General features: G+C 55.0%; 20 protein-coding genes, 4 tRNA genes and 2 pseudogenes. 20 read left to right on the top strand and 6 right to left on the bottom strand.

Annotated elements, in window-relative coordinates; translation table 11 throughout:
• Nucleotides 1-77: 77 nt before the first annotated feature.
• Nucleotides 78-2,696 carry a beta strand repeat-containing protein gene (locus SPICUR_RS08360; protein ID WP_023367993.1) on the top strand — a complete coding sequence of 873 codons (2,619 nt, stop codon included), beginning with the start codon at nt 78-80 and terminating at the stop codon, nt 2,694-2,696.
• A gap of 125 nt (nt 2,697-2,821) precedes the next feature.
• A complete protein-coding gene (locus SPICUR_RS09955; protein ID WP_148291346.1) occupies nt 2,822-3,682 on the top strand; it encodes a hypothetical protein in 861 nt (286 codons plus the stop codon).
• A 481-nt stretch (nt 3,683-4,163) separates the two neighbouring features.
• Here the strand turns inward: SPICUR_RS09955 and SPICUR_RS09800 are convergent, their stop codons facing one another.
• Nucleotides 4,164-4,529 (bottom strand): helix-turn-helix domain-containing protein, encoded by a 366-nt coding sequence (locus tag SPICUR_RS09800; protein WP_023367990.1) that lies wholly within the window; start codon nt 4,527-4,529, stop codon nt 4,164-4,166.
• 93 nt (nt 4,530-4,622) lie between these two features.
• On the opposite strand from SPICUR_RS09800, the gene SPICUR_RS08345 reads away from it, so the two are divergent.
• Both SPICUR_RS08345 and SPICUR_RS08340 read left to right on the top strand, forming a co-directional pair.
• On the top strand, nt 4,623-5,804 hold the full coding sequence (locus SPICUR_RS08345) for a tyrosine-type recombinase/integrase (RefSeq protein WP_023367988.1): 1,182 nt from the start codon (nt 4,623-4,625) through the stop codon (nt 5,802-5,804).
• A 428-nt stretch (nt 5,805-6,232) separates the two neighbouring features.
• On the top strand, nt 6,233-7,717 hold the full coding sequence (locus SPICUR_RS08340) for a hypothetical protein (RefSeq protein ID WP_148291345.1): 1,485 nt from the start codon (nt 6,233-6,235) through the stop codon (nt 7,715-7,717).
• Between the two features lie 624 nt (nt 7,718-8,341).
• Here SPICUR_RS08340 and SPICUR_RS08330 read toward each other — a convergent pair.
• Nucleotides 8,342-8,896 (bottom strand): hypothetical protein, encoded by a 555-nt coding sequence (locus SPICUR_RS08330; protein ID WP_023367982.1) that lies wholly within the window; start codon nt 8,894-8,896, stop codon nt 8,342-8,344.
• Nucleotides 8,897-9,570: 674 nt separating this feature from the next.
• Here SPICUR_RS08330 and SPICUR_RS09950 point away from each other — a divergent pair.
• From SPICUR_RS09950 to SPICUR_RS08315, 3 genes are all read left to right on the top strand, one after another.
• Nucleotides 9,571-9,774, top strand: a complete 204-nt coding sequence (locus SPICUR_RS09950; RefSeq protein ID WP_148291344.1) for a hypothetical protein — start codon at nt 9,571-9,573, stop codon at nt 9,772-9,774.
• A gap of 267 nt (nt 9,775-10,041) precedes the next feature.
• Nucleotides 10,042-10,767 (top strand): sulfotransferase family protein, encoded by a 726-nt coding sequence (locus tag SPICUR_RS08325; RefSeq protein ID WP_076742145.1) that lies wholly within the window; start codon nt 10,042-10,044, stop codon nt 10,765-10,767.
• 160 nt (nt 10,768-10,927) lie between these two features.
• Nucleotides 10,928-12,093 (top strand): IS3 family transposase gene (locus SPICUR_RS08315; RefSeq protein ID WP_148291343.1). Its coding sequence is split into 2 segments (ribosomal slippage): nt 10,928-11,198 and nt 11,198-12,093, totalling 1,167 coding nucleotides; the frame shifts between segments, so codons are not numbered across the junction.
• Nucleotides 12,094-12,280: 187 nt separating this feature from the next.
• Here the strand turns inward: SPICUR_RS08315 and SPICUR_RS08310 are convergent.
• The 4 genes from SPICUR_RS08310 to SPICUR_RS08295 form a co-directional block, all read right to left on the bottom strand.
• Entirely contained in the window at nt 12,281-12,808 is a 528-nt protein-coding gene (locus tag SPICUR_RS08310; protein WP_041381848.1) for an ATP-binding protein, read from the bottom strand.
• A gap of 354 nt (nt 12,809-13,162) precedes the next feature.
• Nucleotides 13,163-13,534 carry a GtrA family protein gene (locus tag SPICUR_RS08305; RefSeq protein WP_023367972.1) on the bottom strand — a complete coding sequence of 124 codons (372 nt, stop codon included), beginning with the start codon at nt 13,532-13,534 and terminating at the stop codon, nt 13,163-13,165.
• A gap of 63 nt (nt 13,535-13,597) precedes the next feature.
• Nucleotides 13,598-15,253, bottom strand: coding sequence for a DUF6311 domain-containing protein (locus SPICUR_RS08300; protein WP_148291342.1), 1,656 nt, complete (start codon nt 15,251-15,253; stop codon nt 13,598-13,600).
• Nucleotides 15,250-16,215 (bottom strand): glycosyltransferase family 2 protein, encoded by a 966-nt coding sequence (locus SPICUR_RS08295; RefSeq protein ID WP_202951826.1) that lies wholly within the window; start codon nt 16,213-16,215, stop codon nt 15,250-15,252. Before SPICUR_RS08295 ends, SPICUR_RS08300 begins: the two co-directional genes overlap by 4 nt.
• Before the next feature lie 148 nt (nt 16,216-16,363).
• Here SPICUR_RS08295 and SPICUR_RS08290 point away from each other — a divergent pair, with 148 nt between their 5' ends.
• The 13 genes and pseudogenes from SPICUR_RS08290 to rplL all read left to right on the top strand — a co-directional run bounded on the left by SPICUR_RS08290 (nt 16,364) and on the right by rplL (nt 22,645).
• The gene (locus SPICUR_RS08290; RefSeq protein ID WP_158499839.1) at nt 16,364-18,019 is read left to right on the top strand and encodes a DUF4214 domain-containing protein; all 1,656 of its coding nucleotides are present in this window, start codon (nt 16,364-16,366) and stop codon (nt 18,017-18,019) included.
• A gap of 118 nt (nt 18,020-18,137) precedes the next feature.
• A tRNA-Tyr gene (locus SPICUR_RS08285) sits at nt 18,138-18,222 on the top strand.
• 35 nt (nt 18,223-18,257) lie between these two features.
• Nucleotides 18,258-18,331 (top strand) — tRNA-Gly (locus SPICUR_RS08280).
• A 9-nt stretch (nt 18,332-18,340) separates the two neighbouring features.
• Nucleotides 18,341-18,415 (top strand) — tRNA-Thr (locus tag SPICUR_RS08275).
• A gap of 96 nt (nt 18,416-18,511) precedes the next feature.
• Nucleotides 18,512-18,706, top strand: a pseudogene (locus SPICUR_RS09795) (EF-Tu C-terminal domain-related protein); the annotation flags it as partial.
• A 7-nt stretch (nt 18,707-18,713) separates the two neighbouring features.
• Nucleotides 18,714-19,130, top strand: a pseudogene (locus SPICUR_RS08270) (EF-Tu C-terminal domain-related protein); the annotation flags it as partial.
• 98 nt (nt 19,131-19,228) lie between these two features.
• A tRNA-Trp gene (locus tag SPICUR_RS08265) sits at nt 19,229-19,304 on the top strand.
• 33 nt (nt 19,305-19,337) lie between these two features.
• A complete protein-coding gene (gene secE, locus SPICUR_RS08260) occupies nt 19,338-19,715 on the top strand; it encodes a preprotein translocase subunit SecE (protein ID WP_041381846.1) in 378 nt (125 codons plus the stop codon).
• A 6-nt stretch (nt 19,716-19,721) separates the two neighbouring features.
• Nucleotides 19,722-20,255: a transcription termination/antitermination protein NusG gene (gene nusG / locus SPICUR_RS08255; protein ID WP_023367960.1), complete on the top strand. Its 534-nt coding sequence runs from the start codon at nt 19,722-19,724 to the stop codon at nt 20,253-20,255.
• Nucleotides 20,256-20,327: 72 nt separating this feature from the next.
• On the top strand, nt 20,328-20,759 hold the full coding sequence (gene rplK / locus SPICUR_RS08250) for a 50S ribosomal protein L11 (RefSeq protein WP_023367958.1): 432 nt from the start codon (nt 20,328-20,330) through the stop codon (nt 20,757-20,759).
• Between the two features lie 4 nt (nt 20,760-20,763).
• A complete protein-coding gene (gene rplA, locus SPICUR_RS08245) occupies nt 20,764-21,456 on the top strand; it encodes a 50S ribosomal protein L1 (protein WP_023367956.1) in 693 nt (230 codons plus the stop codon).
• Between the two features lie 223 nt (nt 21,457-21,679).
• Nucleotides 21,680-22,198: a 50S ribosomal protein L10 gene (gene rplJ, locus SPICUR_RS08240; RefSeq protein WP_041381845.1), complete on the top strand. Its 519-nt coding sequence runs from the start codon at nt 21,680-21,682 to the stop codon at nt 22,196-22,198.
• 69 nt (nt 22,199-22,267) lie between these two features.
• Nucleotides 22,268-22,645, top strand: a complete 378-nt coding sequence (rplL, locus tag SPICUR_RS08235; protein ID WP_023367952.1) for a 50S ribosomal protein L7/L12 — start codon at nt 22,268-22,270, stop codon at nt 22,643-22,645.
• Nucleotides 22,646-22,767: the final 122 nt, after the last annotated feature.

Below are 22,767 nucleotides of genomic sequence, written 5' to 3'. Positions count from 1 at the left end.
ACGTGGCTCCCAAAGCGAAAACAGATAGGAAGGTTTGGGGTCCAACTCAATTTTGGTTTTGTCGGAGGACAACCGAGATGGCGATTACCGAAGAGATGCAAGAGCAAATTTCAGAGCTCTACGTGGGCCTGATTGGACGGGCCCCGGATAATGACGGCCTCAGTTTCTGGGTGCAGGCGCTTGACGCACGACGGGCGGAGCTGGACGAGCCGGCAGCCCTTAAGTCAGTCGCGCAGGATATGTTCGAGAGCGCGAGCTCGAACGGGTACTATCCTGGTTTCCAGACGAATGAACAGATCGTTCGAAGTTTTTACGAGAACGTTCTCGGACGTGGAGAGGGCGAGCAGGACCAGGAAGGCATCGACTTCTGGACGAGCGCCATGGACAGTCGCGAGCCGGGTGATGTCATTGTTGACATGATCAGTAGCTTGCTCGACTCAGAGGGCGGCAGCGAGCTGACGCAGCAGAGTCGGGACCTCTTGCAGAACAAGGTTGCCGTCGCGAACTATTATGGCACCGACGTCAGTGAGCCGGGCGAACCGAGTCAGGAAGATGTCAATGTCTCGGAAGCCCTCATCGATTCAGTAACGGCAGATACCGACACTTCGACACCCGAGGCGGTTAAGTCATTCGTCGATGCAGAAGTCGAAGCAGATAGCGGCGAGACTTTCACGCTCACTACAAGCATCAATGACTTCACGGGTACTGCAGACGACGACAAGTTCGAGCAGACGAAGGACGGTCAGCTGTCCATCGACGACACGCTCGACGGCGGTGCTGGGGACGACACGCTGTTCGTTCGGGATCAGGACGGCGGTACTGGTAAGTTTACTGCTACGAACATCGAGACGATCGATGTGCGGGCGAGTGAGGACAACGCTGACATTGAACTCGATAATGTTACGGGTTACACAGCGCTCGTCGCGAATGCCCTGACTACTGATGGAACGAACGCAGATGACCTCGAGTTTACCGAGATTGAAAATTCTGCGGACCTCACGCTTGAGGTGAAAAATATTGCGGCGGCTGACGATCCGAACGCTGTCTTCACGTTCGCTGACGATGAGTTTGACGGCGATGATGACACCGTTAGCGTGCGGCTAGCTAACAATACCAACGCATATGTTGTAGATATTGACTCGAGCAACGCCGGGGCTATCGAAACCCTCAATATTGAAAGTACTGACGATAATACCGCTGCTGCTACATTAGCCAACGAGGCACTGTCCGCGACAACCGTCAATGTGACGGGTGATAGCGACGTCAGCCTCGCGGGTGGTCTCACCGGTGAGACGATTGACGCCTCGGACGCAACCGGAGACGTCAGCCTTGTGCTTGGCGATGCTGAGCAGACCATTACGACTGGGTCTGGCGATGATGTTATCGATATGCAGGGCCGCCTGAGCAGCGCTGACACGATCGACACTGGTGAAGGCGAAGATACTTTGCAGTTAGACGTCGCTACTGGTGCTGTGGTCGATAGCTCGGAGGACGCTGCGTTCGAAAATGTTTCTAATGTAGAGGTTGTTGAAAATACAGAAACAGCCCTTACTGGAACCATTACGGTCGATTTCTCTGAGCTCGACGGCATGACTGGTTACACACAGGGTGCAGGTGATAACGAAGGGCTGACGCTTACCAACGTCACAAATAACGCAACGATTACCCTTGGTGATGCAGCGAATGATTTTGACGACATCTCCATCGGAATGGCGGAGAATACAGGCACCCAGACCGTTAACTTTGTGCTGAATGGTGCCGACGTCCTTAACGGCAACACGCTGTCAACGAGTAATGGATTCCTTGACGAAGCCAACCTCGAGACTGCCGAGGCTGCATCTTTCCTAGAGAACCTTGGATCCTTTGACGTCAACAAGTTGACAATTTCTGGCGACCAAGACATCAACCTCAGCGCTGAGCAAGCGAGTAACGCCGATCACGCCATCTCCTCGGCTACGACTACGGTTGACGCCTCCGAGCTGACCGGTGACTTAGACGTGCTGGCCAGTGGAACCTCAACGGATATTACTGGTGGTGACGGAAACGATGAAATCGTCGGCGGTTCTGGAAGTGATGTTCTAAGTGGTGGTGCTGGTGATGACAGCCTGACGTTCCAGCCAAGTAGCTCCTCTACTGACACATTGACCGGCGGAGATGGAGACGACACCTTCGTGCAGGGGACTGCGAACTCTGATTCTGTCAATGCGGCGACCATCACTGATTTCTCAATCGATGATGACGACTTGGATCTTGAGTTAACGACACTAGAGAACTTGCAGCCCGGCGCTAGTGCGGACGACGTAGACTTGGTTGATGGCAATGCGAACACCATCACCGCGGCTACGGATCTCACGACCGTAGAGGTCGATGGAGACGGAGATAATCCGACGTTAGCTGCTGGAGACCAGATGATCGTGCTCACCGAGGAAACATTTGCCGACTCATCTGCGGTTGAGGCTGCACTCGCAAGCGGCAAATCGCATGAGTTTCAATTTGACACTGCTCCGGCGGATAACGACGGTATCCTAATCGGGTATGAGACCACTGATGGTGACTTCCGTGTCGCAGTGGCTCAAATGAACGCTAATTCTGACAATTCTGACGATATCGATGGCGTTGGGGATGTCGTTACTTTGACTGGGCTTAGTGCAGAGGACGCCTTAAATTCGGCGAACTTTGACTTAATAGACGCCTAATACCTTACAGCGTTGATAGAGTAAAAGCCCCGGCCCACCGGGGCTTTTTTGTGCTTAAGCGAAAATCCCTATAGGCACTTTTAAGCTTGAGCAATCAACTAATTGATAATTGGCAGAGTGGGTAAATGAGTAAAGAAATAAGCTTTACCGAAGCTATCGAGCTAATTCGCAGCTATGCTGGTAAGTCGGATTACAGAAGCCTTCATGGCTGTTTGGCGACTAAAGATCCAATGCTCTCGATCGCCTTATTGCCAAAGATAATACCGCACGAAAAAGCGATTCCTCCGGCGCTCATGCGGTATGCGATGGTCCTTGCCCCGAAGAGTGCCTATGTCAGACGAAACCTCATAAAGCCGCTAAGGGCTTGCGGAGAATTTGAACAGGTTCGCGCCCTCGAGGGCTTTGCGCAGGACAAACTGAGTTTTCATCTCGCCGAACAGCAGTACCTATTGGCACACGCCCAGCACAGAGCTGCTGACGTTGTCCGTGCCTGCGAAACCCTGTACGTAGAAACTGGTGACATAACATATTTGCAAGAAGCAGCGGAGGAGGCAAGGGATAACTTAGGGTGGCGTCGTGCATGGGGCTACTATTTCCGCCTAACGTTAATCGACAATTCCAACTACGCTCTGCATTTGTTTTCCCTTCTGCACCTTCTTGACAGGGAGGACGCCCGAGAAGAGTTTAAACAAGTAACGTCGGCCGCTCGCCAATTGGGTGGGTTTGACGGACCATTAATTTATGCAGCAGCACGTATAGCTATGTGGAGATATGCGTTGGTATTGTTAGCTAGCCGCACGCTAACGGTGTCATCATCGCCGTCAAACTCATCGTCAGCGAACGTGAAGACAGCGTTCGGATCGTCAGCCGCCGCAATATTTTTCACCTCAAGGGTGAGGTCCGCAGAATTTTCAATCTCGGTAAACTCGAGGTCATCTGCGTCCGTTCCATCAGTAGTCAGGGCATTCGCGACGAGCGCTGTGTAACCCGTAACATTATCGAGTTCAATGTCAGCGTTGTCCTCACTCGCCCGCACATCGATCGTCTCGATGTTCGTAGCAGCGAACGTACCAGTAGCGCCGTCCTGATCACGGATGTACAGGACGTCATCGCCAGCACCACCATCCAGCGTGTCGTCGATGGACAGCTGTCCGTCGGCAGTCTGCTCAAACGTATCGTCGTCCGCGGTACCGGTGAAGTCATCAATGCTTGTAGTGAGCGAACAAATACTTCTCAGGCATCATTGGCGATATCTAAGGGATACAGGCGGGTTTCAAGGCTTGCCTCTGCTGTTACTTGCCAATATCTGACGATCAGACTTACCAAAAACTGACGCGACAGCCCCCTGTAAGGGCACTATATTGATATAACCAGTTGATTTAATTGGCTTTATAGGGAATTTTGGCGTCTGATAGTGCTTACGCATGTCTGACCACGGACTGTCAGTAGCCTTCGGCGATCGCCTCGTCACTGCTTTTTATTGAGCTTGTCCATTTGCTCACGGCTGAAGAAACGGGTCCTCTCCTCCTTCACGCCCCCCACCTTTCCTCGTGAGGTGACACTCTCGCCAGCTTTAATGCGCTCGCTCATTTCCTCAATGACCTCTGGCTGAAGAATGATCGAGGACTTACCGTCGCTTTGCCGCTCGAGCACCACACCGGCGGCAGAGAGGGCCTCTTCAATCTTTAGGACAGTCTCAAGGCGGGGCTCACTCTCAAAGCGCTCTAGGCGATTCAGGGCAGGTTTAGATATACCAGCTCGACTAGCTAGCTCCGTCTGACTCCAGCCCAGAACAGACCGCGCTGCTCTTAGGCACAAGATTAACGCAATCATCCTATGGGATAGCTCAAGAGTACTTGAAGATTTCTCAGACATCATTTATACTAGGTGTGTAGTGAGATTTTCTACAGTAGCAGGAGACCCTCTATGCCGAAAGTTAAGATAACCGAGAAACTCCTTGAGCAGACCAACTGCGCAGCCGGTAAGCGAACGACCAACCTGATCGACACCGAGGTCCATGGTCTCGTAGCAGAGATCCGTTCAAACGGGACTGGAACATTCTACCTGCGCTATATGGATAGCCGGGACAAGCGGCGCCACTATCGGCTTGGCCGTGTTGGTGGACTGACGTTGGCTGATGCCCGTAAAGCAGCTCAAAAGGTCAACGGGCAAGTTGCTAGGGGTGAAGACCCAAGGGAAGAGAAAGCCGAGCACAGAGCCACTCCAACAGTTGCACAGTTCGTCTCAGGGAGCTTTCTCCCGTACCTGCTCAGTTACAAGCGGGATCGTGTCAGTGATGAATCTCTGCTGAGGAACCATATCCTTCCAGCCATCGGTGACCTTTATATGGATGAAGTGCGCCGACAGCACCTCGTGGATTTGTTCACCCAGCATCAGATAGACCACAAGCCCGGGTCTACTAATCGTGTGATTGTGCTTGTGCGGCACCTGTTTAATACAGCGATCAAGTGGGAAGTCCCCGGGGTTACCAAGAACCCGTCAAAGGATATCCCCAAGATGGCGGACGAAGGCCAGCGCCAGCGATTCCTCAGTGTTGAAGAGGCTCAGCGGTTGATGCGGGCCGTGGAGGAGTCAAACTCCAAGATGCTCAAGTACATTGTGGCGATGCTGCTACTGACAGGCGCTCGGCGTAACGAGGTCCTGCACGCAAAGTGGGAAGACTTTGATTTCTCAAGTCGTCAGTGGCTGCTGCCGAAGAACAAGTCTGCAAGGACGCGGTACATACCCCTCAGTGATGCCGCTATCCGGCTGCTGGAGACAATCCCGAGGTTGGATGACTGCCCCTATGCTTTCCCCAACCCGGACACAGGCAAACCTTATATGCAGCTCTTCAACTCATGGGATACAGCCCGGAAGAGAGCGGGCCTAGAGGATCTGCGCATTCATGACCTCCGCCACAGTTTTGCTTCCTTCCTCGTGAATAGCGGCAGAAGCCTGTACGAGGTACAAAATCTCCTCGGTCATGCTCGACCCGTTACAACCCAGCGTTATGCACACCTGTCTCAAGAGACCCTCCATGAGGCAACAGGTAGCGTTGGGGCAAGTCTGGAGAAAGCCTTCACCCAGCCCGTGATAGAGGCCGCTTAGCTTTTTTTAGAGAGGCTGGTGGTGGGCTGAGGCTAGGATTTAACAGCTCTTTCACGTCCTGCTTTGAATTCCTAAACTACTGTTTATACACTATTTATTAGATTTTACTGCCCTCTTCAGAGGGCTTGCTTTCTTCGCTAGCTTATTAGGGAATAAATATAAAGGAACACGGGGCTTTTGATGGGGCCCTCTCCGGGCTAGGCCCCCCCCCTAGATTTGTTTGGGTCCCATATCCGATATTCATAGACCACACACACACTTTGGCCCTAGGAGCGATCTAATGAGACACAGGGCAGATAGTTTTTTACCGGGTAAGAAATCTGTAGGCCCCCAACCCACTCTTTTTAATGCACTTTTCTAATACGTCGGAAAACTTAAGAATTTGGCGTTCCTTCCTTTAACAGTAATTAACGATTCGAGGTGTTGCTATGACTGAACGTGACTGGCAGAACTCTCGTCCTTTTAATATCCATCGATGGAGTGATGACCTAGAGGTCGATGCATGGGTGAATGCGCTGTGGAGCGAATATCTATCGGCAACGTTTGATAAACCAAATGATGGGCGGGGACGTCCCCCAGTAAGCACGCCTAGAGACCAGTTTAAGGTGCTCTTGTTGGATCTCTTAGTATGTTGGGGTGAAGATCCACAACAGTGTTTGACGGTTTCTCACGACACAACGTCCTACAAACCAGCCAGCCGATACAATACACTGCCAATCACACGAAAGATTAGAGACATTGTGAAACATCTGATCGCACAGGGCTTACTAGGGGAGCTCAAAGGCGACATCACTCCTCAGTTGAAGTGGACAACTCGAATCTGGCCAACTCAAAGACTCGAGGCATGGTTTGACAGCGTCGCCTTTAACCTCAATGTAATCGGCCAAATGGCCGGCAGGGAGTGTGTGGTGCTCCGACAACCTGTTGGCGACAAGTCAAAGAGACAGATTGACATTGAATACCTCGATGCCGATGAACCAGAACCAAGAACTAACGACGATATAGTCCGAGCCCCTTATGCAGTGAGCACGCTGCGCGAACGCCTTATTGCCTATAATCGCTTGCTTGCGGCTACGTTTGTCGATATTGGAAGTCTCGAGGTTCCTGCTATCGGGATCAGACAAAGGGATCCGAACAAAAGAACTCCTCAAGCGCGCTACCAGCGCATCAGTCAACATAGTAAATTCGTACGGCGCATCTTTGGTCGATCGAGCTTTGAGTGCGATGGCAGGTTTTACGGCGGATTCTGGCAGCATATCGGTAAACACCTTCGAGCAGACATCCGAATCGATGACCAGCCGACTGTCGAGTTGGACTACTCAGGTCTGCACATTCGCATTGCATATGCCAGCGAGGGATTGGAAGCGCCTGAAGATCCCTATTGGTTGCCCTATACGCTACCGGATTACGATGGCGACTCAGTACAGCAGCGCAGTGATGTTAAGCAAATCGTGCTGATCTGTCTTAATGCAAATACCCCAGAGATAGGAACCCACAAGTTTCTTGAGAGTTATGAACAAGAGGTAAAAGATGGAGACCGTCCTGATATTGGTTTGAATAAAAGCAGTTGTCAGTGGCTACTCAAAGAATTCCTATTACTCAATGAACCTATCAGACATTATATTGGGACAGATGCTGGGATTGGCTTCATGAATATCGACAGCCGTATCATGAGTCATATCATCAATCACTTCACCGAAAACAACATTCCAGTCCTCTCCGTACATGACTCTGTGATCATTCAGAGCCAATACAAGCAACAACTCAAGGAACAAATGGTAAAAGCCTTTGAGAAGGTAACAGGTGTACCGAACCCTCCCATAAAGCAAGAAAAAACAAATGAGAGTGAAATCACAGATGGATATAGGACACGACTAGAGGAGTTTCAACAATGGAAGATGAATGGATCTTAACGTTCTATTCGATCATCCCAATAATATCACTTCTGCCTATCCGACTAAGTGAATATTAATAACAATTGGTTACAGTATTAGTTAAACCTAACAAAGCGCGCTTACCACTAACGCGCGCTCCCCAACAACCATCTCCCAGTCAAAAATAACCCTATGCGAATCAATAGTTTGAAGCATGGTCATATCCTTCTCTAATGGCCTTCGCAAGGATGTCCCATTCCACAACCTGCAAGGTCAGCATCGCTGAATCTCTCACCATAGAAGGTGGTAGTTTTGAAACTTCCTCCACCGCCCACAAGGTCAGCATCAGGGACAGATCAGAGGGACTATTTTCCTCAGCCTGCTGGCGCCAATAGCGAGCAGATTCCTCGCTCTCGGTTAGCCACCGATACAGCATCTTTGTCTGTCGATTAGGTCTCGTTAAATTCATAGGGCAGAGGTTAGACCCCATTACCCGATAATTCTGTGAACCAGATCACGTTTCAGGCTAATTAGTAGATAAGAAGCTAGGATAGAAACAGTGAATGCACCTGAGACTCCCGCAGAAGCTCTGTGAGCGTTTTTCTCTTTTTATATGAGGCAACCCTACTGCTAAAAGGTAAAGTCTTCTAAGAGAGCCTATAATTAGATCTTCTTCATAAATCGCTTAGCCGCATCCACTACCTTATTCGCTTTGCTGTGAGCTTCAGCAGTGGCCATCAAAATAGATGCTTTTCTCGCCCTTTTAGCTAACCAATCATCAATCTGAGGCACTAGGATAGATTTTACCCAATCAGCTTGTTCCTGATTAGTCAGCCTTTTCTTTTGTTCATACTCCTGCCGAAATGTTGCCTTCAGGTCAGATTCAATGGCCCCGAAGTCATCCATGTAGGCGCCTAGATCAATCCCCATGTCTTTGAGAAGGGGCCAACAAGCTTTGTGGTACTTCCAGACCTCCAGACGCGCCTTGTCCATTACAGAGAAGGGGCATCGACCTTCCTCCATCTCCTCGAGGAGCGCATCAACGGCTGGGAGTAAATCTGGGTGATACTTCAGCAGAGGTAATTCAGAGGCCCAACCATCTCGCCATCGCTTCAGGGTGGGATAGTCGAAGTCCTCGTCATAAAGCGCCTTTATCTGCCTAGAGAGACGTTCTTGTTGCCGACTCAGCAGGACGATAGCGATGTCGAGGTCTTTCATATGCTCCGGTTAGATACCCGGTACTAAGGGAATACCGCTGCAGCCGGATAGGAGGAGGATTACTAGGGTAAAGATGATTGTTTTGGTCATTGCTCAGGCTCCTCAACCGTATACCCAAAAAACTCCACCCAAGGGTCTAGCTTGCTTCGGCAATAATCGTCGAAGAGAAAAAGGTAGTTTTGATAAGAGGACTGGACGCCTAGAGATAGCCCTTTACGAACGTTGGCATACGAGGGTGTCCTCACAGCACGTTTCTTCGAGTGCTCGGCGAAGTTTATCAATACTGAAGTTGGTTGAACTTCAGAATATCACCCCAAACAGTGACTTTGTCGAAGACCAGGAAGAGCAACAATCGTTGAATAAGGAGAGGGGCAGAAGGTCCAACTTTACATTCTCTTCAGTCGGAATTCCGGTGGGTTCGATACTTCATTTTGTGCGTGATGAGAATATCACCGTCGAGGTTGTGGATGACCGAAATGTAGAGTTCGAAGGCGAAGTGACATCTCTAACCCAATCATCTTTGGTCCTACTTAACCGAGAGTATGGGTGGAACTCTTCATCAGTAACAGGTCCTCGTTATTGGGTGTTTGAAAATGAAACACTGTCTGAAAGAAGATTGAGATTGGAAGATGAGGATTAGGCGATAACGAGAATACACTTAGAAAAGGAGATCGATGAGTATTCAAGATAAGATCAAAGAGAAACTCGACCTTTTGCAACGATCCCTGATCGACGGTAAACACCTCACCAACCCAACCGACTTTGCGTCTCAACTCTCCTCCCTGTCCCTCTACTACAAATACATGTCTGACGAAGACCGTGATTACGTTCATTGTGCACGGGTTGCGTTGGAAGATCAGTTAGTCTGGGAAGTCTAGGTCGCACCAGAAGGTCCAGTCCTTTCGGTTACTGTCACCGTCAATGACATTCAGGTCTTGTTCTTTGTACCTCATGTGGTCAAGAAAAAACATTCCATCGAAGTCATAGACATAGAACCTTAATCAATATCTTATGAAAATATTGGCTCATTCCGCAAAGCTTTCGAAAATTTCCAGAAGCAAAATGATAAAAATCGGGATGATAGATTCCAGTATACGTCGTATATAAACCACCTTGAGACCAACGCACACAAACAGGTTGCAGACTTGCCGGCGGACGATAGGGCAGACTGTTTTGTTCAAACAGGATTTCCGAGAACCGGGACCACCCTTTTAGAAAATGCTCTGAATAGTCATGAAGGGATAGAGACCATCGAAGAATCCGGAGCGCTGATTTCCACATTCCGTGCGGCGGAGCAGGTATCAGAAGAAGATAAAACTTCCAAGAATTCCGCGCTTCGACATAGAGAGTTGTATTACGATGCGCTCGAGCAGCGCCGACAAAAATCCTCAACGATTCTTATCGACAAAACCCCCATATTATCTGCTGACATCCACTACATGGAGAAGCTGTTTCCAGCCAAACGGTATATTTTCTCGGTGCGGCACCCATACGATGTCGTCCTGTCAAATTTTAAACAACGATACCATCAGAATGCGGCAATGGCAGCGTTCAATGAGTTCTGGAGTTCCTGCGACTTTTATGACTACGTGATGAAAAACTGGTTTGAAGTTTTCCCCGGAGAAACTGATCGTGTCTGCTACGTTTACTACGACGAGCTAGTGACAAATTTCGAGCCAACGATACGGCGTGTTATTGATTTCCTCGGCGTTGAATGGGACGACGCTGTACTAGACTTCGCCGAGCACTCGAAGAAACGTGCTGTGAGGACACCCTCGTATGCCAACGTTCGTAAAGGGCTATCTCTAGGCGTCCAGTCCTCTTATCAAAACTACCTTTTTCTCTTCGACGATTATGCCGTAGTAAGCTAGACCCTTGGGTGGAGTTCTTCGGGTATACGGTTGAGGAGCCTAAGACATGACCAAAGCAACAATCTGCACCCTAACGATCGTCCTCCTATCCGGCTGCAGCGGTATGATCCTTCCCACCGGCAGTGGACACCTCAGTAAGTTAGTAGACTGGAGGTGAACCATGGCAACAGCAGCCAACGACATGCCGAAGCGCAAAAGGGTCCGCTACAGCGCGGAATATCATGCCGAGGCGCTGGCGCTCGCCGAGCGCATCGGTGTTTCAGCCGCAGCCAGTGAGCTCGGCCTGCACGCCACGCAGATCTATCAGTGGCGAGCGAAGGCGGCGCACGAGAAGTCCGTCAGTGACCGAGAACGCCAGCTCCGTGAGGAGAATGCCCGGCTTAAGCGCCAGCTCGCCGACAAGACCGAAGAGGTCACGATCCTGGAAAAAACCGCGGCGTACTTCGCGAAGAAGCTGGACTGAAGTACGCCGCCATTCACCAGCATCGATCGGCCCACAGCATCGCGCACCAGTGCGCGGTGCTCGGCGTCTCGCGCAGTGGCTACTACGCATGGCTGCGCCGTCGGGACAGCGTTCCGCAACGCTTGGCCGAGCGGGCCAAGCGGGACGCGAAAGTGATCGAGCTGTTTGAGGCGAACAAGCGCCGCTACGGCTCGCCTCGCCTTCGCGAGGAGCTGGAGGCTGAAGGCATGGCCATGAACCGCAAGACCGTGGCTGAGAGTATGCGCCGGCAAGGGCTGCGGGCCCGCGCGGCCAAACCCTTTCGGCATACCACCGACTCGGGTCACTCGCTCGGTGTCGCGCCCAATCTCTTGGCTCAGGACTTCAGTGCGACACGGCCAGACGAGAAGTGGGCGGGTGATATCACCTACCTGCGGACCATACAGGGCTGGCTCTACCTCGCGGTGATCCTGGATCTGTGCACGCGCAAGGTGACCGGCTGGGCAACCAGCACGCGCATCGACGCTGAGCTCGCCTGCACGGCGCTGCGATCGGCGCTTGCCCGGCGTGGCGAGCCGAGCGGCGTGATCATGCACACGGATCGCGGCAGCGTTTACTGTGGCTGGGATCACCGGAACCTGATCCGTCGCTACGGACTGGTCGCCAGCATGAGTGGCCGAGGCAACTGCTTCGATAATGCGGTAGTGGAGAGCTTCTTCCACAGCCTGAAGGTCAAGAGCATCCATGGTGTGCCGCTGATGCACCGCGACGCCCTGCGCCAGGTCCTTTTCGAGTACATCGAAGTGGAGTACAACCGAACCCGTCGCCATTCTGCCCTCGGATACATCAGCCCTGATGCATTCGAGGCCCGGATAGTGGCGTAATCGAGTGTCCACTGTTACTGGGCAAGATCACCATTGCGCAGACGGCGCGGCAAGCCTACGCCCGGGCGCTGCAAGCGGAGTTACCGCAGTCCTGATCGGCGGCTGTCATGCTCAAAAATTAGCTTGAGACGCCGGTCCGGACGAAACTTCTGGCCAGGCAAGCCGTGTATTCCAGTCAAGGGGGAGCCTACAAAGGGACCTTGCTTCCAAGTGATGGGCCCCGCTTCTTTGGCCAACAGTTTTGACCCGCCCGGCTGATCACGTAGCCATCCCGGCAGGCTTTCTGGGCAAGCGCGCAGGCGAAGTAGGACTTGCCGACGCTGGTGGAGCCGTTGATGAGGACGTTACGCTCCTTGCTTATCCATTGCGGGCTCACGAGCTGGCGGTCCTCCCGGGCCATGACCTCACGATCGAGCAGCAGGGCGAGGCGGTCCATGAAAGGCATCTGGCTGATGGCCTCGCGCTCGATGATCAACACTGCGTTGTCGACGAGGCTCTTATCCCGCGGGCCACGCACCCGTGCCGGGACCACGCGAACGCCGTAGTGCTCGGCAAGCCGCGTGTAGGCGATGTTCAGATCCGGGTCGTAGCGGTGGGCCTTGTTTACACCGCTCCTGAGGTTATCCGGCACCACCGTCTCCGGGACACCGCCGAAGTACTCGAACGCCCGGATATGCGAGCCCTGCCAGTCATGCGCAGTTGCTCGCAGAACCACACGTAGTTGTACCCGTCGGGATGAACTTCGCGGTACTCCAGCCAGACCTGTCGTCGGGTCATGCCGCGGTGCTGGAGCTCACGCTCAACCGCTGACCAGTTCGGTACCGGGCGCCTCGCCCTTGGTGTGGGCTTGGGTTTAGCGTAGAGCATCGCCTCGAGCTGTGCGTCGTCCAGACCCTCAGGAAGCGGCTAGCTCAGACCCGCCGCGCGGACACGCCGCATCGGTAGTCTCCTGGTCGGCATCGTGGCTCTCTCCTCTTTGGTCGGGGAAAGAGCCCGAGTATCTCCCAGCAGCCACACTCGGGTCCCTCATCACGTGGAATCCGGGCTCCGCACGCCGATTCTGCTCGGGTCAACGAAATACCCAGAGGCGAGAGATGGTGTAAATGAGCACGGGCACGGCCAGTGTCGAGATTGTGATGGAAGCGATGCCATTCATGTGTGTCGTCGTCACCACGATGCCGAGGAAAAAGTTATTGATTAGAAACCCGCCGAATGCAACCAAGAAAAACTTTTTTGAGTTGCCTTGACGTTGAAAGGTAAAGTTTTGATGGCCGTAAAAAGAAACCGGCACTGCGCTGCAGAATGCCAGAAAGTTCGTGAGAAAGACGGAGAATCCCGGATAAATCAAGAGCAATGCAGATGCCGTTGCCAGATGGACAGCGGTCGCAGCACCCCCGACGATCCCAAATTTGAAAAGCCGGCCAACTTCAGCAATCAACATGACGACTGCTCCTTAGCTGCCTTGGGTCGTCACGCTTGAGATAGGATGCGATCAATTGGCCGCTCATGGCGTGCAGATCCACACTGATTGTCCATCATCGCATGTGCCATCGCGGTGATTGAATCGTGTGAGCGCGGTCGAACGCTTTGGATAGTCATCTTTGTCGAAAAAGACAACGACGTTATCACCTAGCTGATCGATATTGGACGCGGCGCCCTCGTTGCAGGCTGGGGCGTGTCGGGCGACATAGCCTGTATTAATGGTCATCCCCTCATCGATGGCGAACCGCATGGCGGCTAGCAAATCAGTCGGCGGCCCGTCCTGACAGCCGAAGAGGGGGCTAAAGACAAGATGCTCAGCATCGTAAGGCACGTGCTCATCCCAGATCTCTATCTCGCCCCTGGCTTCCGCCGGTCGATGGAGATAACTGGAGACATTTTCATGATGATTTTGAAGATCAACCAATTGAATCAACGCTAGGCCGATGAAAACAGGGGTTACCCAGTGTGCGTCTGGCCTTTTTGCGTAGGCAAGAACCGCAAAAAGAGCGATCGTATATCCTGGTAACCAAAAGAACCGGCCGGATGACCGGAAAATGTCAGTGATAGGTTCAAATGGCTTGAAGATACGATTCGTGAGTATATGAGTCTCACCGAAGTAGATTTGTGACGATAATGCGTAGAGAGTGAGCAAAATACAGAGAATGAAGAGATACCGATGTTGATTGATGATCCGCCATCGGCTGCCGCATGTACGCCAGACGGCCAATAAGAAAAGCAGAATCACTCCAAAACCCAGATAGTTGAAGCCTTCGCCCTGGCCGCCATGGGCGATGGGGTTCCCCGGGATTTCCAACAGATACCCGCCGGTCAATGGCGCGAGCAGGTTCATCGAGTAGTAGCCAAAACCCCAGCTCTCGGCGCCGCTCGAACCGGGTAGCGGAAGGATGGTGACCAATGTTGATGCGGCGACTGGAACAAAAGCGAGGGCGGCCTTTGATGCAAAGCGGAGCTGGCCGCGACAGGGAGTTACAGCCAGAACTGATACGGCATAGAGCGGAATGAGCATCGCCGTTAGGTAGAGGTTGATATAAAAGGCGATCAGTAGCAGCGCGGACCAGCTGATGAGGGGGAGTCGGGTCTCTTGCCAGCCCCTTAGGTAGAGCAGCAAGCCTGCAAGAAGTAGCCAATGGGAGGTGAGGCTGACATGACCAAGGCGATGTGTGAGGGCGGGAAAGCTGACCAGAAAAAAGGAAAGCGCGATGAGCGCCCCCCACTGACGGACCTGCAGTGTGCGGAGGATCAGCCACCCGAAGACGGCTTGCAGAGTAATGGATGCGGCCAGCCAGGCACCGTAAGGGTTGATGGGTAGCGCAGTGTCCGGAACAAAGAGTTTCAGAATAAGGGCGAGCGCGGGGATTACATCCAGGAAAATCGCATTCGTGCCTTGCGGGTAGACAATTGATTGAACAGATAGGAGCGGAAAGTTCCACGGCTCAGCGAGGAAGGCGTTAAGCCCCGCAAGGTACTGCGAGATGTCTTCTCGCTGAGCGTGCCACCACGGGGCATCGCCGGTCACGAACCCAGCAGGAAAAAGTAGCGTAATGTACGTCCCGGCAATCGCTACAGCAATCAATAGGCCAACGGGACCAGTTGGATCCCTCAGCGATCTCGCCCCTGAAATCATGTATCGTATGGAAGACGTTTCTAGACCACTCATGTGGAATCGGTCTCCATGACGACGTATAGCGGTCGACGTTTGGTCTCAGAAAACATCCTCGCGACGTACTCACCGAGTATGCCGATCGACAGCAATTGCATGCCCCCGAAAAAGAGAACCGCAGACATCAGCGAAGCATATCCGGGCGTATCGATACCCCATATCAGTGTCTTGGTGATAATGATGGCCATATACACGAAGGCTGATAAAGCGATGATACCGCCGATGTAGGTCCAGATTCTTAACGGCCAGGTTGAAAAGCCAATGAAACCGTCGAGCGCAAAGTTCCATAGTTTCCAGTAATTGAATCGGCTCGTTCCCGTCAGACGTCCACGTTGTTGATAGATAACTGCTTCAGATCGGAAACCGGCCCAGGCATAGATGCCTTTCATAAAACGGTTACGCTCGGGCAGCCGATTGATCGTATCCACCACCACACGGTCAAGCAGGCGGAAGTCACCGGCGGAAGCAGGGATATCAACCTCGGATATTTTATTGAACAACCGATAGAACCAGGAGGAAGTGGCGGTCTTGCTAGCCGTCTCTGCTTGTTTGGATGCGGGGATGCCGTACACCACCTCGACGCCTCGGTGACGCCAGACGTCGATGAAATCGATCACCGCTTCCGGGGGGTGCTGCAGATCCGCATCCATGGGGACGACCGCATCCCCCGTCGCATGCTGGAGGCCGGCGCTCAAGGCAGCCTCTTTGCCGAAATTCCTCGAAAAGGATACATATCGAGCGCCCGGATAAGTGCTCGACAGCTCACGCAGGATCTCTAGGGTTCCGTCAGTTGAGCCATCGTCAATGAAGATGACTTCCAGGGCGGGTACCACCGGCAGCAGTACCTCGAGCGTTTCATCCAGAAATCGCCTGAGTGAGTGGGCCTCGTTCAGAACCGGCACGATCAGTGACAGCGTCCACTGATTGGAGGGAGGGTGTGCAGTCATTGGTTGCGTCATTCCGCTCCTGGGTGTTGGGGTATGTCGTGGCGAGGGTCATACAGCAGCACGATACAGCTTGATGCTCAAGTGCCGCGGCTTCCCGCCGGGGTACCGGTGTCGTCGCATGGAGGCAGCGGCCGACGCTGAAGGCAAAGGAGATCGAACGATGGCCTATGACTACAATACGGACTGGCTTGGGTCGGGTACGGACGCATTCAAGGCTCTCATGGCAACCCATGAGGATGCGCTCGCATCGAGACAGACAATGAGTAGTAACACGGTTACGTATTCCTTCTATACCGAGAGTGAGCGGCCTCCGTATTCGGACTACAGCTACATACCGACTGGAGAGTCTGCGCAATTCGAGGCCTTCAGCCAGAGGGAAAAGGATCTAACCCAGGCGGTTTTTGACCAGGTGGCAGCGTTTACCGGGCTCAGCTTTGAGGAAGTAGCCCCCGGCGAAGGGGATGTTCGCTTCGGGACGCACAACATGACCATGGGAGGGTATGCGAACTACCCGAGTGATTACTATGAATATGGGAATAACTTCGTCAGTACGGATCTCGTAGGGCGTGACTTCGCGGAGACCCTGATCCACGAGATCGGTCACTCGCTGGGGCTTAAGCATCCGCAGCCCTACAATGGTGGATATGAATCGGCAGTGCTTCCCGATGCACTTGATACGCCATTAATGTCGGTCATGACCTACAATGCGATCGATACGTCGCCATCATATTACTCACCTGTGAACGCGCTATCGTTTGGGCCCCTCGATATTCATGCGCTCCAGCAGATGTACGGGCGTGCAGATGATGGCTCGGGTATCACCTACCGAGTTGATGATTCGTCTGTAGCGGGCGATTCGGTCGTCAGCGATTTTTCGACGGTGAGCTTTGATCTTGATCTCTCTGGCGCCGAGGGCTCGGACTTTATGTGGCTTTTCGGCACCACGGGGCAGGATAAGCTCTACCTCGGAGAAGTTGGCGGCCGTGTCGACGCAGATCTTGAATCCGGTCGAATCTCGATCGGCGAGACCGAGACCCTCGGCAGCGTCTACGATTGGGCATCGGGGACGAAGAACTCGGCGCCGTTCGGCGAGGTCGGGAACATTCGGCTCGCACCGGATACGAACGAGGCCGCCCACGGGGTTGAACATGTCGTGTTCACCGAACACACCGACAGTGTAAGCCTCGGAGACCTTGCCTCCACGATCGAGTTGCGGGGCGGCGACGACCGCGTCAGCGGCTTCGCGGGCGGTGTCGACCTGGACGCAGGGTTGGGTGAAGACGTCTGGCGCCCAGGCATCAGTTACCAAGACAGTGAGGCACGTCAAAGCGAGAGTGGGTTAACGCTCACATCTAATGGCAGTACGGTGGATTTTTCGGGGTTCAGCGAGGTTGCGTTCTCCGACGATCGACTCGTAATAGGGCCCTCCGGCGACTCTCTCGAAGCCCAGGCGTACAGAATCTATAAGGCTGCATTTGATCGGTTGCCGGATCTGGAAGGGCTTGGCTTTTGGGTCAACGCCCTCGAGTCAGGTGTTGAGGTGGATGAGGTCGCTGCGGAGTTCGTTGCGTCCGATGAGATGGCCGAAAAGTACGGCGCCTCACTGACTGATAGAGCCTATGTTGATGCCCTTTACAACAACGTGCTCGGTCGGTCGCCCGATGATGACGGGTTCGAGTTTTGGCTCAACGCGATCGAGAATAACCCGGCTGTCTCTGAGGAGAGTCTTTTGGTCGAATTCGCCGAATCGACCGAGAATGTTGAGAATGTGGCGGGCATCATTGACGAGGGGGTGATGTATCTTGAGTGGGCGTGAAGGTCGACTCAGATAGCCCACGCCATATGAGTTAAGGCTCAAGCCGGGTCCCTCGGGACGGAGATGAGGCACCCTTGACATCCGCCCCCGCATTCACCAACATTCAGGGCTTGATTCTGGAGGGATACCCAAGCGGTCAACGGGGGCAGACTGTAAATCTGCTGGCACAGCCTTCGGGGGTTCGAATCCTCCTCCCTCCACCAGATTTCTGACCCGCGGCCGTCGCGGGCCCGGGCACGCGGGTGTAGTTCAACGGTAGAACCTCAGCCTTCCAAGCTGATGATGTGGGTTCGATTCCCATCACCCGCTCCAGTGCAGCACGCCCATGTAGCTCAGGGGTAGAGCACTCCCTTGGTAAGGGAGAGGCCGGCGGTTCAAATCCGCCCATGGGCTCCAGATTCAGTGAACCGGTGAGCACTCTAAAGCGATCGACATCATTGAATCTTCCGGGGTCTTGAAACCAACAAAAAAAGATAACTCGTTATTTTATAACAGTTCTACTTCCGCACCACGGATGTGACCGGTGCCTGTGACCTGCCCTCGGGCACGGAGATGGTGATGCCGGGTGATAACGTGCAGATGACCGTCTCGCTGATCGCGCCGATCGCGATGGAAGAGGGCCTGCGCTTTGCCGTGCGCGAAGGTGGCCGCACCGTCGGCGCCGGCGTCGTCTCCAAGATCCTCGAGTATGGTCACGGGGGTGGAGATGTTCCGCAAGCTGCTCGACGAGGGGCGTGCGGGCGATAACATCGGGGCGCTGCTGCGGGGCACCAAGCGCGATGATGTCGAGCGTGGCCAGGTGCTGTGCAAGCCCGGCTCGATCACGCCGCACACGAAGTTCGAGTGCGAGGTGTATGTGCTGGGCAAGGACGAGGGCGGCCGTCATACGCCGTTCTTCGATGGCTATCGGCCCCAGTTCTACTTCCGCACCACGGATGTGACCGGTGCCTGTGACCTGCCCTCGGGCACGGAGATGGTGATGCCGGGTGATAACGTGCAGATGACCGTCTCGCTGATCGCGCCGATCGCGATGGAAGAGGGCCTGCGCTTTGCCGTGCGTGAAGGTGGCCGCACCGTCGGCGCCGGCGTCGTCTCCAAGATCCTCGAGTAATCGGTTGACGTGTTTGTCAAGGGCCTGGGGTTTCAAAACCCCGGGCCTTTGCGTACACTATCGAGTTCGGCGTTTGACGGCCGGTCAGACGTGCGATTAGGCCAGTAGCTCAATTGGCAGAGCAACGGTCTCCAAAACCGTAGGTTGGGGGTTCGAGTCCCTCCTGGCCTGCCATTCAATCCGGCCACTAACAGCGTCGCGGGTTCCATGAGCGCAAACGATCAGACCACCACCACGGGGACGGACAAGGCCAAGCTGACACTGGCCGTCGGAACCTTCCTTGCGGGTGTTGTTGGCTTTTACGGCCTTGAAGGGCAGTCCGACCTGATCCGTGTGATTGGCATGGTGGTCGTGGCAGCCGTTGCCATCGCCATTGCAATGACCAGTCAGCCGGGCCGCAACGCCTGGGCGTTCGCCCGTGAGGCGCGCCAGGAACTGCGCCGCGTGGTGTGGCCGACGCGACAGGAATCGATCCAGACCACGCTGATTGTGCTGGTGATGGTTTTCATCGTCGCCGTGCTGCTGTGGCTGATGGATATGTTTTTCATGTGGGGCGTCGGTGCCCTCGTACGCCCCGGAGGCTGATCACTCATGGCGAAACGCTGGTATGTCGTACACGCGTACTCCGGTTTTGAGAACCAGGTGAAGAAGGCGCTTGAAGAGCATATTGCGCGTGCCGGCATGGAAGACGAGTTCGGCGAGGTGCTGGTGCCTGCTGAGGAAGTCGTCGAGATGAAAGAGGGCCAGCAGCGCCGCAGTGAGCGGAAGTTCTTCCCGGGCTATGTCCTCGTCCAGATGGAAATGGGGGATGACAGCTGGCATTTGGTGAAAAACGTGCCACGGGTGATGGGCTTCATCGGTCCGTCCCGCGGCCGTCCGTCGCCGATCTCCGACACCGAGGCCGAGAATATCCTCAACCGTGTCCGCGAGGGCGTTGATAAGCCGCGCCCCAAGGTGCTGTTCGAGGTGGGCGAGGTGGTCCGCGTGACCGATGGCCCGTTCAACGACTTCAACGGCGTGGTCGAGGAAGTGAATTACGACAAGAGCCGTCTGCGTGTGGCGGTTCTGATCTTCGGGCGCTCCACACCGGTGGAGCTCGATTTCAGTCAGGTCGAAAAGACCTAGTCAGACGGTCCGCCGTCAGGGGAGCCGGGGTGAAAGCCCCCGGCGCTACCACCCACATCAGGAGTCCAATCAATGGCGAGAAAAGTCGAAGCCTACATCAAGCTGCAGGTCCCCGCCGGGGCCGCCAAGCCGAGCCCGCCGGTGGGCCCGGCGCTGGGTCAGCATGGCCTGAACATCATGGAGTTCTGCAAGGCGTTCAACGCGCAGACCCAGGACATGGAGCAGGGTCTGCCGACCCCGGTGGTGATCACCGTCTATTCGGACCGCAGCTTTACGTTCGTCACGAAGACACCCCCGGCCGCCGTCCTCCTCAAAAAGGCCGCGGGCATCAAGTCGGGCAGCGGCACGCCGCACACCACCAAGGTGGGCACGGTGAATCGTGAGCAGCTCGAGGAGATCGCGCAGACCAAGTGGCCCGATCTCAATGCCGCTGGTATGGAAGCGGCGGTCAAGACGATCGCTGGCTCCGCCCGCAGCATGGGCCTGAACGTGGAGGGGGTGTAGCACCATGGCGAAACTGACGAAACGCCAGCGGGTGTTCGAGGAAAAAATCGATCGCAGCCGCCTTTATGCCGCTGAAGAGGCCTTTGGCCTGCTCAAGGAACTCGCGACCGCCCAGTTCACCGAGTCCATCGACGTTGCCGTCAATCTCGGTATCGACCCGCGTAAGGGTGACCAGATGGTGCGCGGCTCGACGGTGCTGCCGAACGGCACGGGCAAGACGGTGCGGGTCGCGGTGTTCGCCCAGGGTGCCAATGCCGAGGCCGCCGAGGCCGCCGGCGCGGATACCGTCGGGATGGACGAGCTGGCCGAGCGCATGCAGGGCGGCGAGCTGAACTACGACGTGGTGATCGCCAGCCCCGATGCGATGGGTGTCGTGGGCAAGCTGGGCCGGTTGCTCGGTCCACGCGGCCTGATGCCGAACCCGCGTGTCGGCACCGTGGCCACCGACGTGGCCGAGGCCGTGCAGAACGCCAAGGCCGGTCAGGTGCGCTACCGCGCCGACCGTGGTGGCCTGATCCATTGCAGCCTGGGCAAGGCGGACTTCGAGCCGCAGGCCCTGGCGCAGAACCTGCAGGCGCTGATCAACGATCTGCAGAAGATCAAACCGGCCTCGTCGAAGGGTGTTTACCTCAAGCGGGCCACGGTCTCCACGACGATGGGACCGGGGGTGCCGGTGGATTTGGGGGCGCTGACCTAGGTCGGCGGCCCCGATGGTGCGGCCATTGTTGAATGGTCGCTGGCTGTCATCGAGACAGCCGTCAGAGACCGTCTGGTGTGGTTCGCCACATAAGGGTCAGAAGACCGCCAGCGGTAGACGGTGTGCCGGACAGGACAGGTTTCCTGCACGGGTTCACCGTTACGGGGCAGACGGGCCGAGGGCCCGGATGCCATTACCAACCGCCGTTCCAGGAGGCATTTGAATGGGCGTAAGTCTGGAACAGAAAAAGCGGATGGTGCAGGAAGTCGCTGAGGTGGCTGGTCAGGCTCATTCCGCGGTTGCCGCGGAATATCGGGGCCTGTCCGCCGGTGATATGGACAGCCTGAGAGTGCAGGCCCGTGACGCGGGCGTCTATGTGCGGGTGGTGAAGAACACCCTCGCCAAGCGCGCCGTCGAGGGCACTGAGTTCGAGTGCATGAGTGAGGACTTCCAAGGTCCGCTCGTCCTCGCGTTCTCCCAGGAAGATCCCGGCTCCGCCGCCCGTGTTCTCAAGAGCTTTGCCAAGGAACACGATAAGCTGGTGGTGAAAATGCTCGCCGTCGGTGGGGAGAAATACCCCGGATCCGAGATCGACCGGCTGGCCACACTGCCGACCTACGACGAGGCGATCAGTCGTCTCATGGCGACCATGCGGGCGCCGGTACAAAAGCTTGCCACCACCTTCAACGAGGTGCCGGGCAAGCTGGTGCGTACCGTTTCCGCCGTCAAGGACGCCAAGTAGTCGGGCTGACAGCTCCCTGTCGCTGCCGTTAACGCATTTATCAATCGAATCAGCCAGGAGAAAAGTACAATGGCCGTTTCCAAGGAAGACATCCTCGAGACTATCTCGAACATGACCGTCATGGAGGTCGTCGAGCTCATCGAGGCAATGGAAGAGAAGTTTGGCGTGACCGCTGCCGCCGCCGTCGCCGCCGCACCCGCCGCCGGTGGGGGTGAGGCCGAGGCCGCCGAAGAGCAGACCGAGTTCGACGTCGTCCTCACGGGCTTCGGCGAGAACAAGGTCGGCGTCATCAAGGCGGTCCGCGCCGCCACGGGTCTGGGTCTCAAGGAGGCCAAGACGCTGGTGGAGGGCGTGCCCGCCCCGGTCAAGGAGGCCGCGTCCAAGGACGAGGCCGACGAGCTGAAGGGTCAGCTCGAAGAGGCCGGCGCCGCTGTCGAGCTCAAGTAAGCGCTTGACGACGCGAACGCCACGAGTGGGCGTTGATGGGGGGCTGGCGGCCGATTCGGCTGTCGGCCTCTCGGTGCTTGTGTACAACCCGTTGCGGTAGGAATCCGCTGCCGGCCGTTGTG

It is taken from the genome of Spiribacter curvatus (assembly GCF_000485905.1).
GTDB lineage: Bacteria > Pseudomonadota > Gammaproteobacteria > Nitrococcales > Nitrococcaceae > Spiribacter > Spiribacter curvatus.
This window is presented reverse-complemented; position numbering and strand designations above follow the sequence as displayed.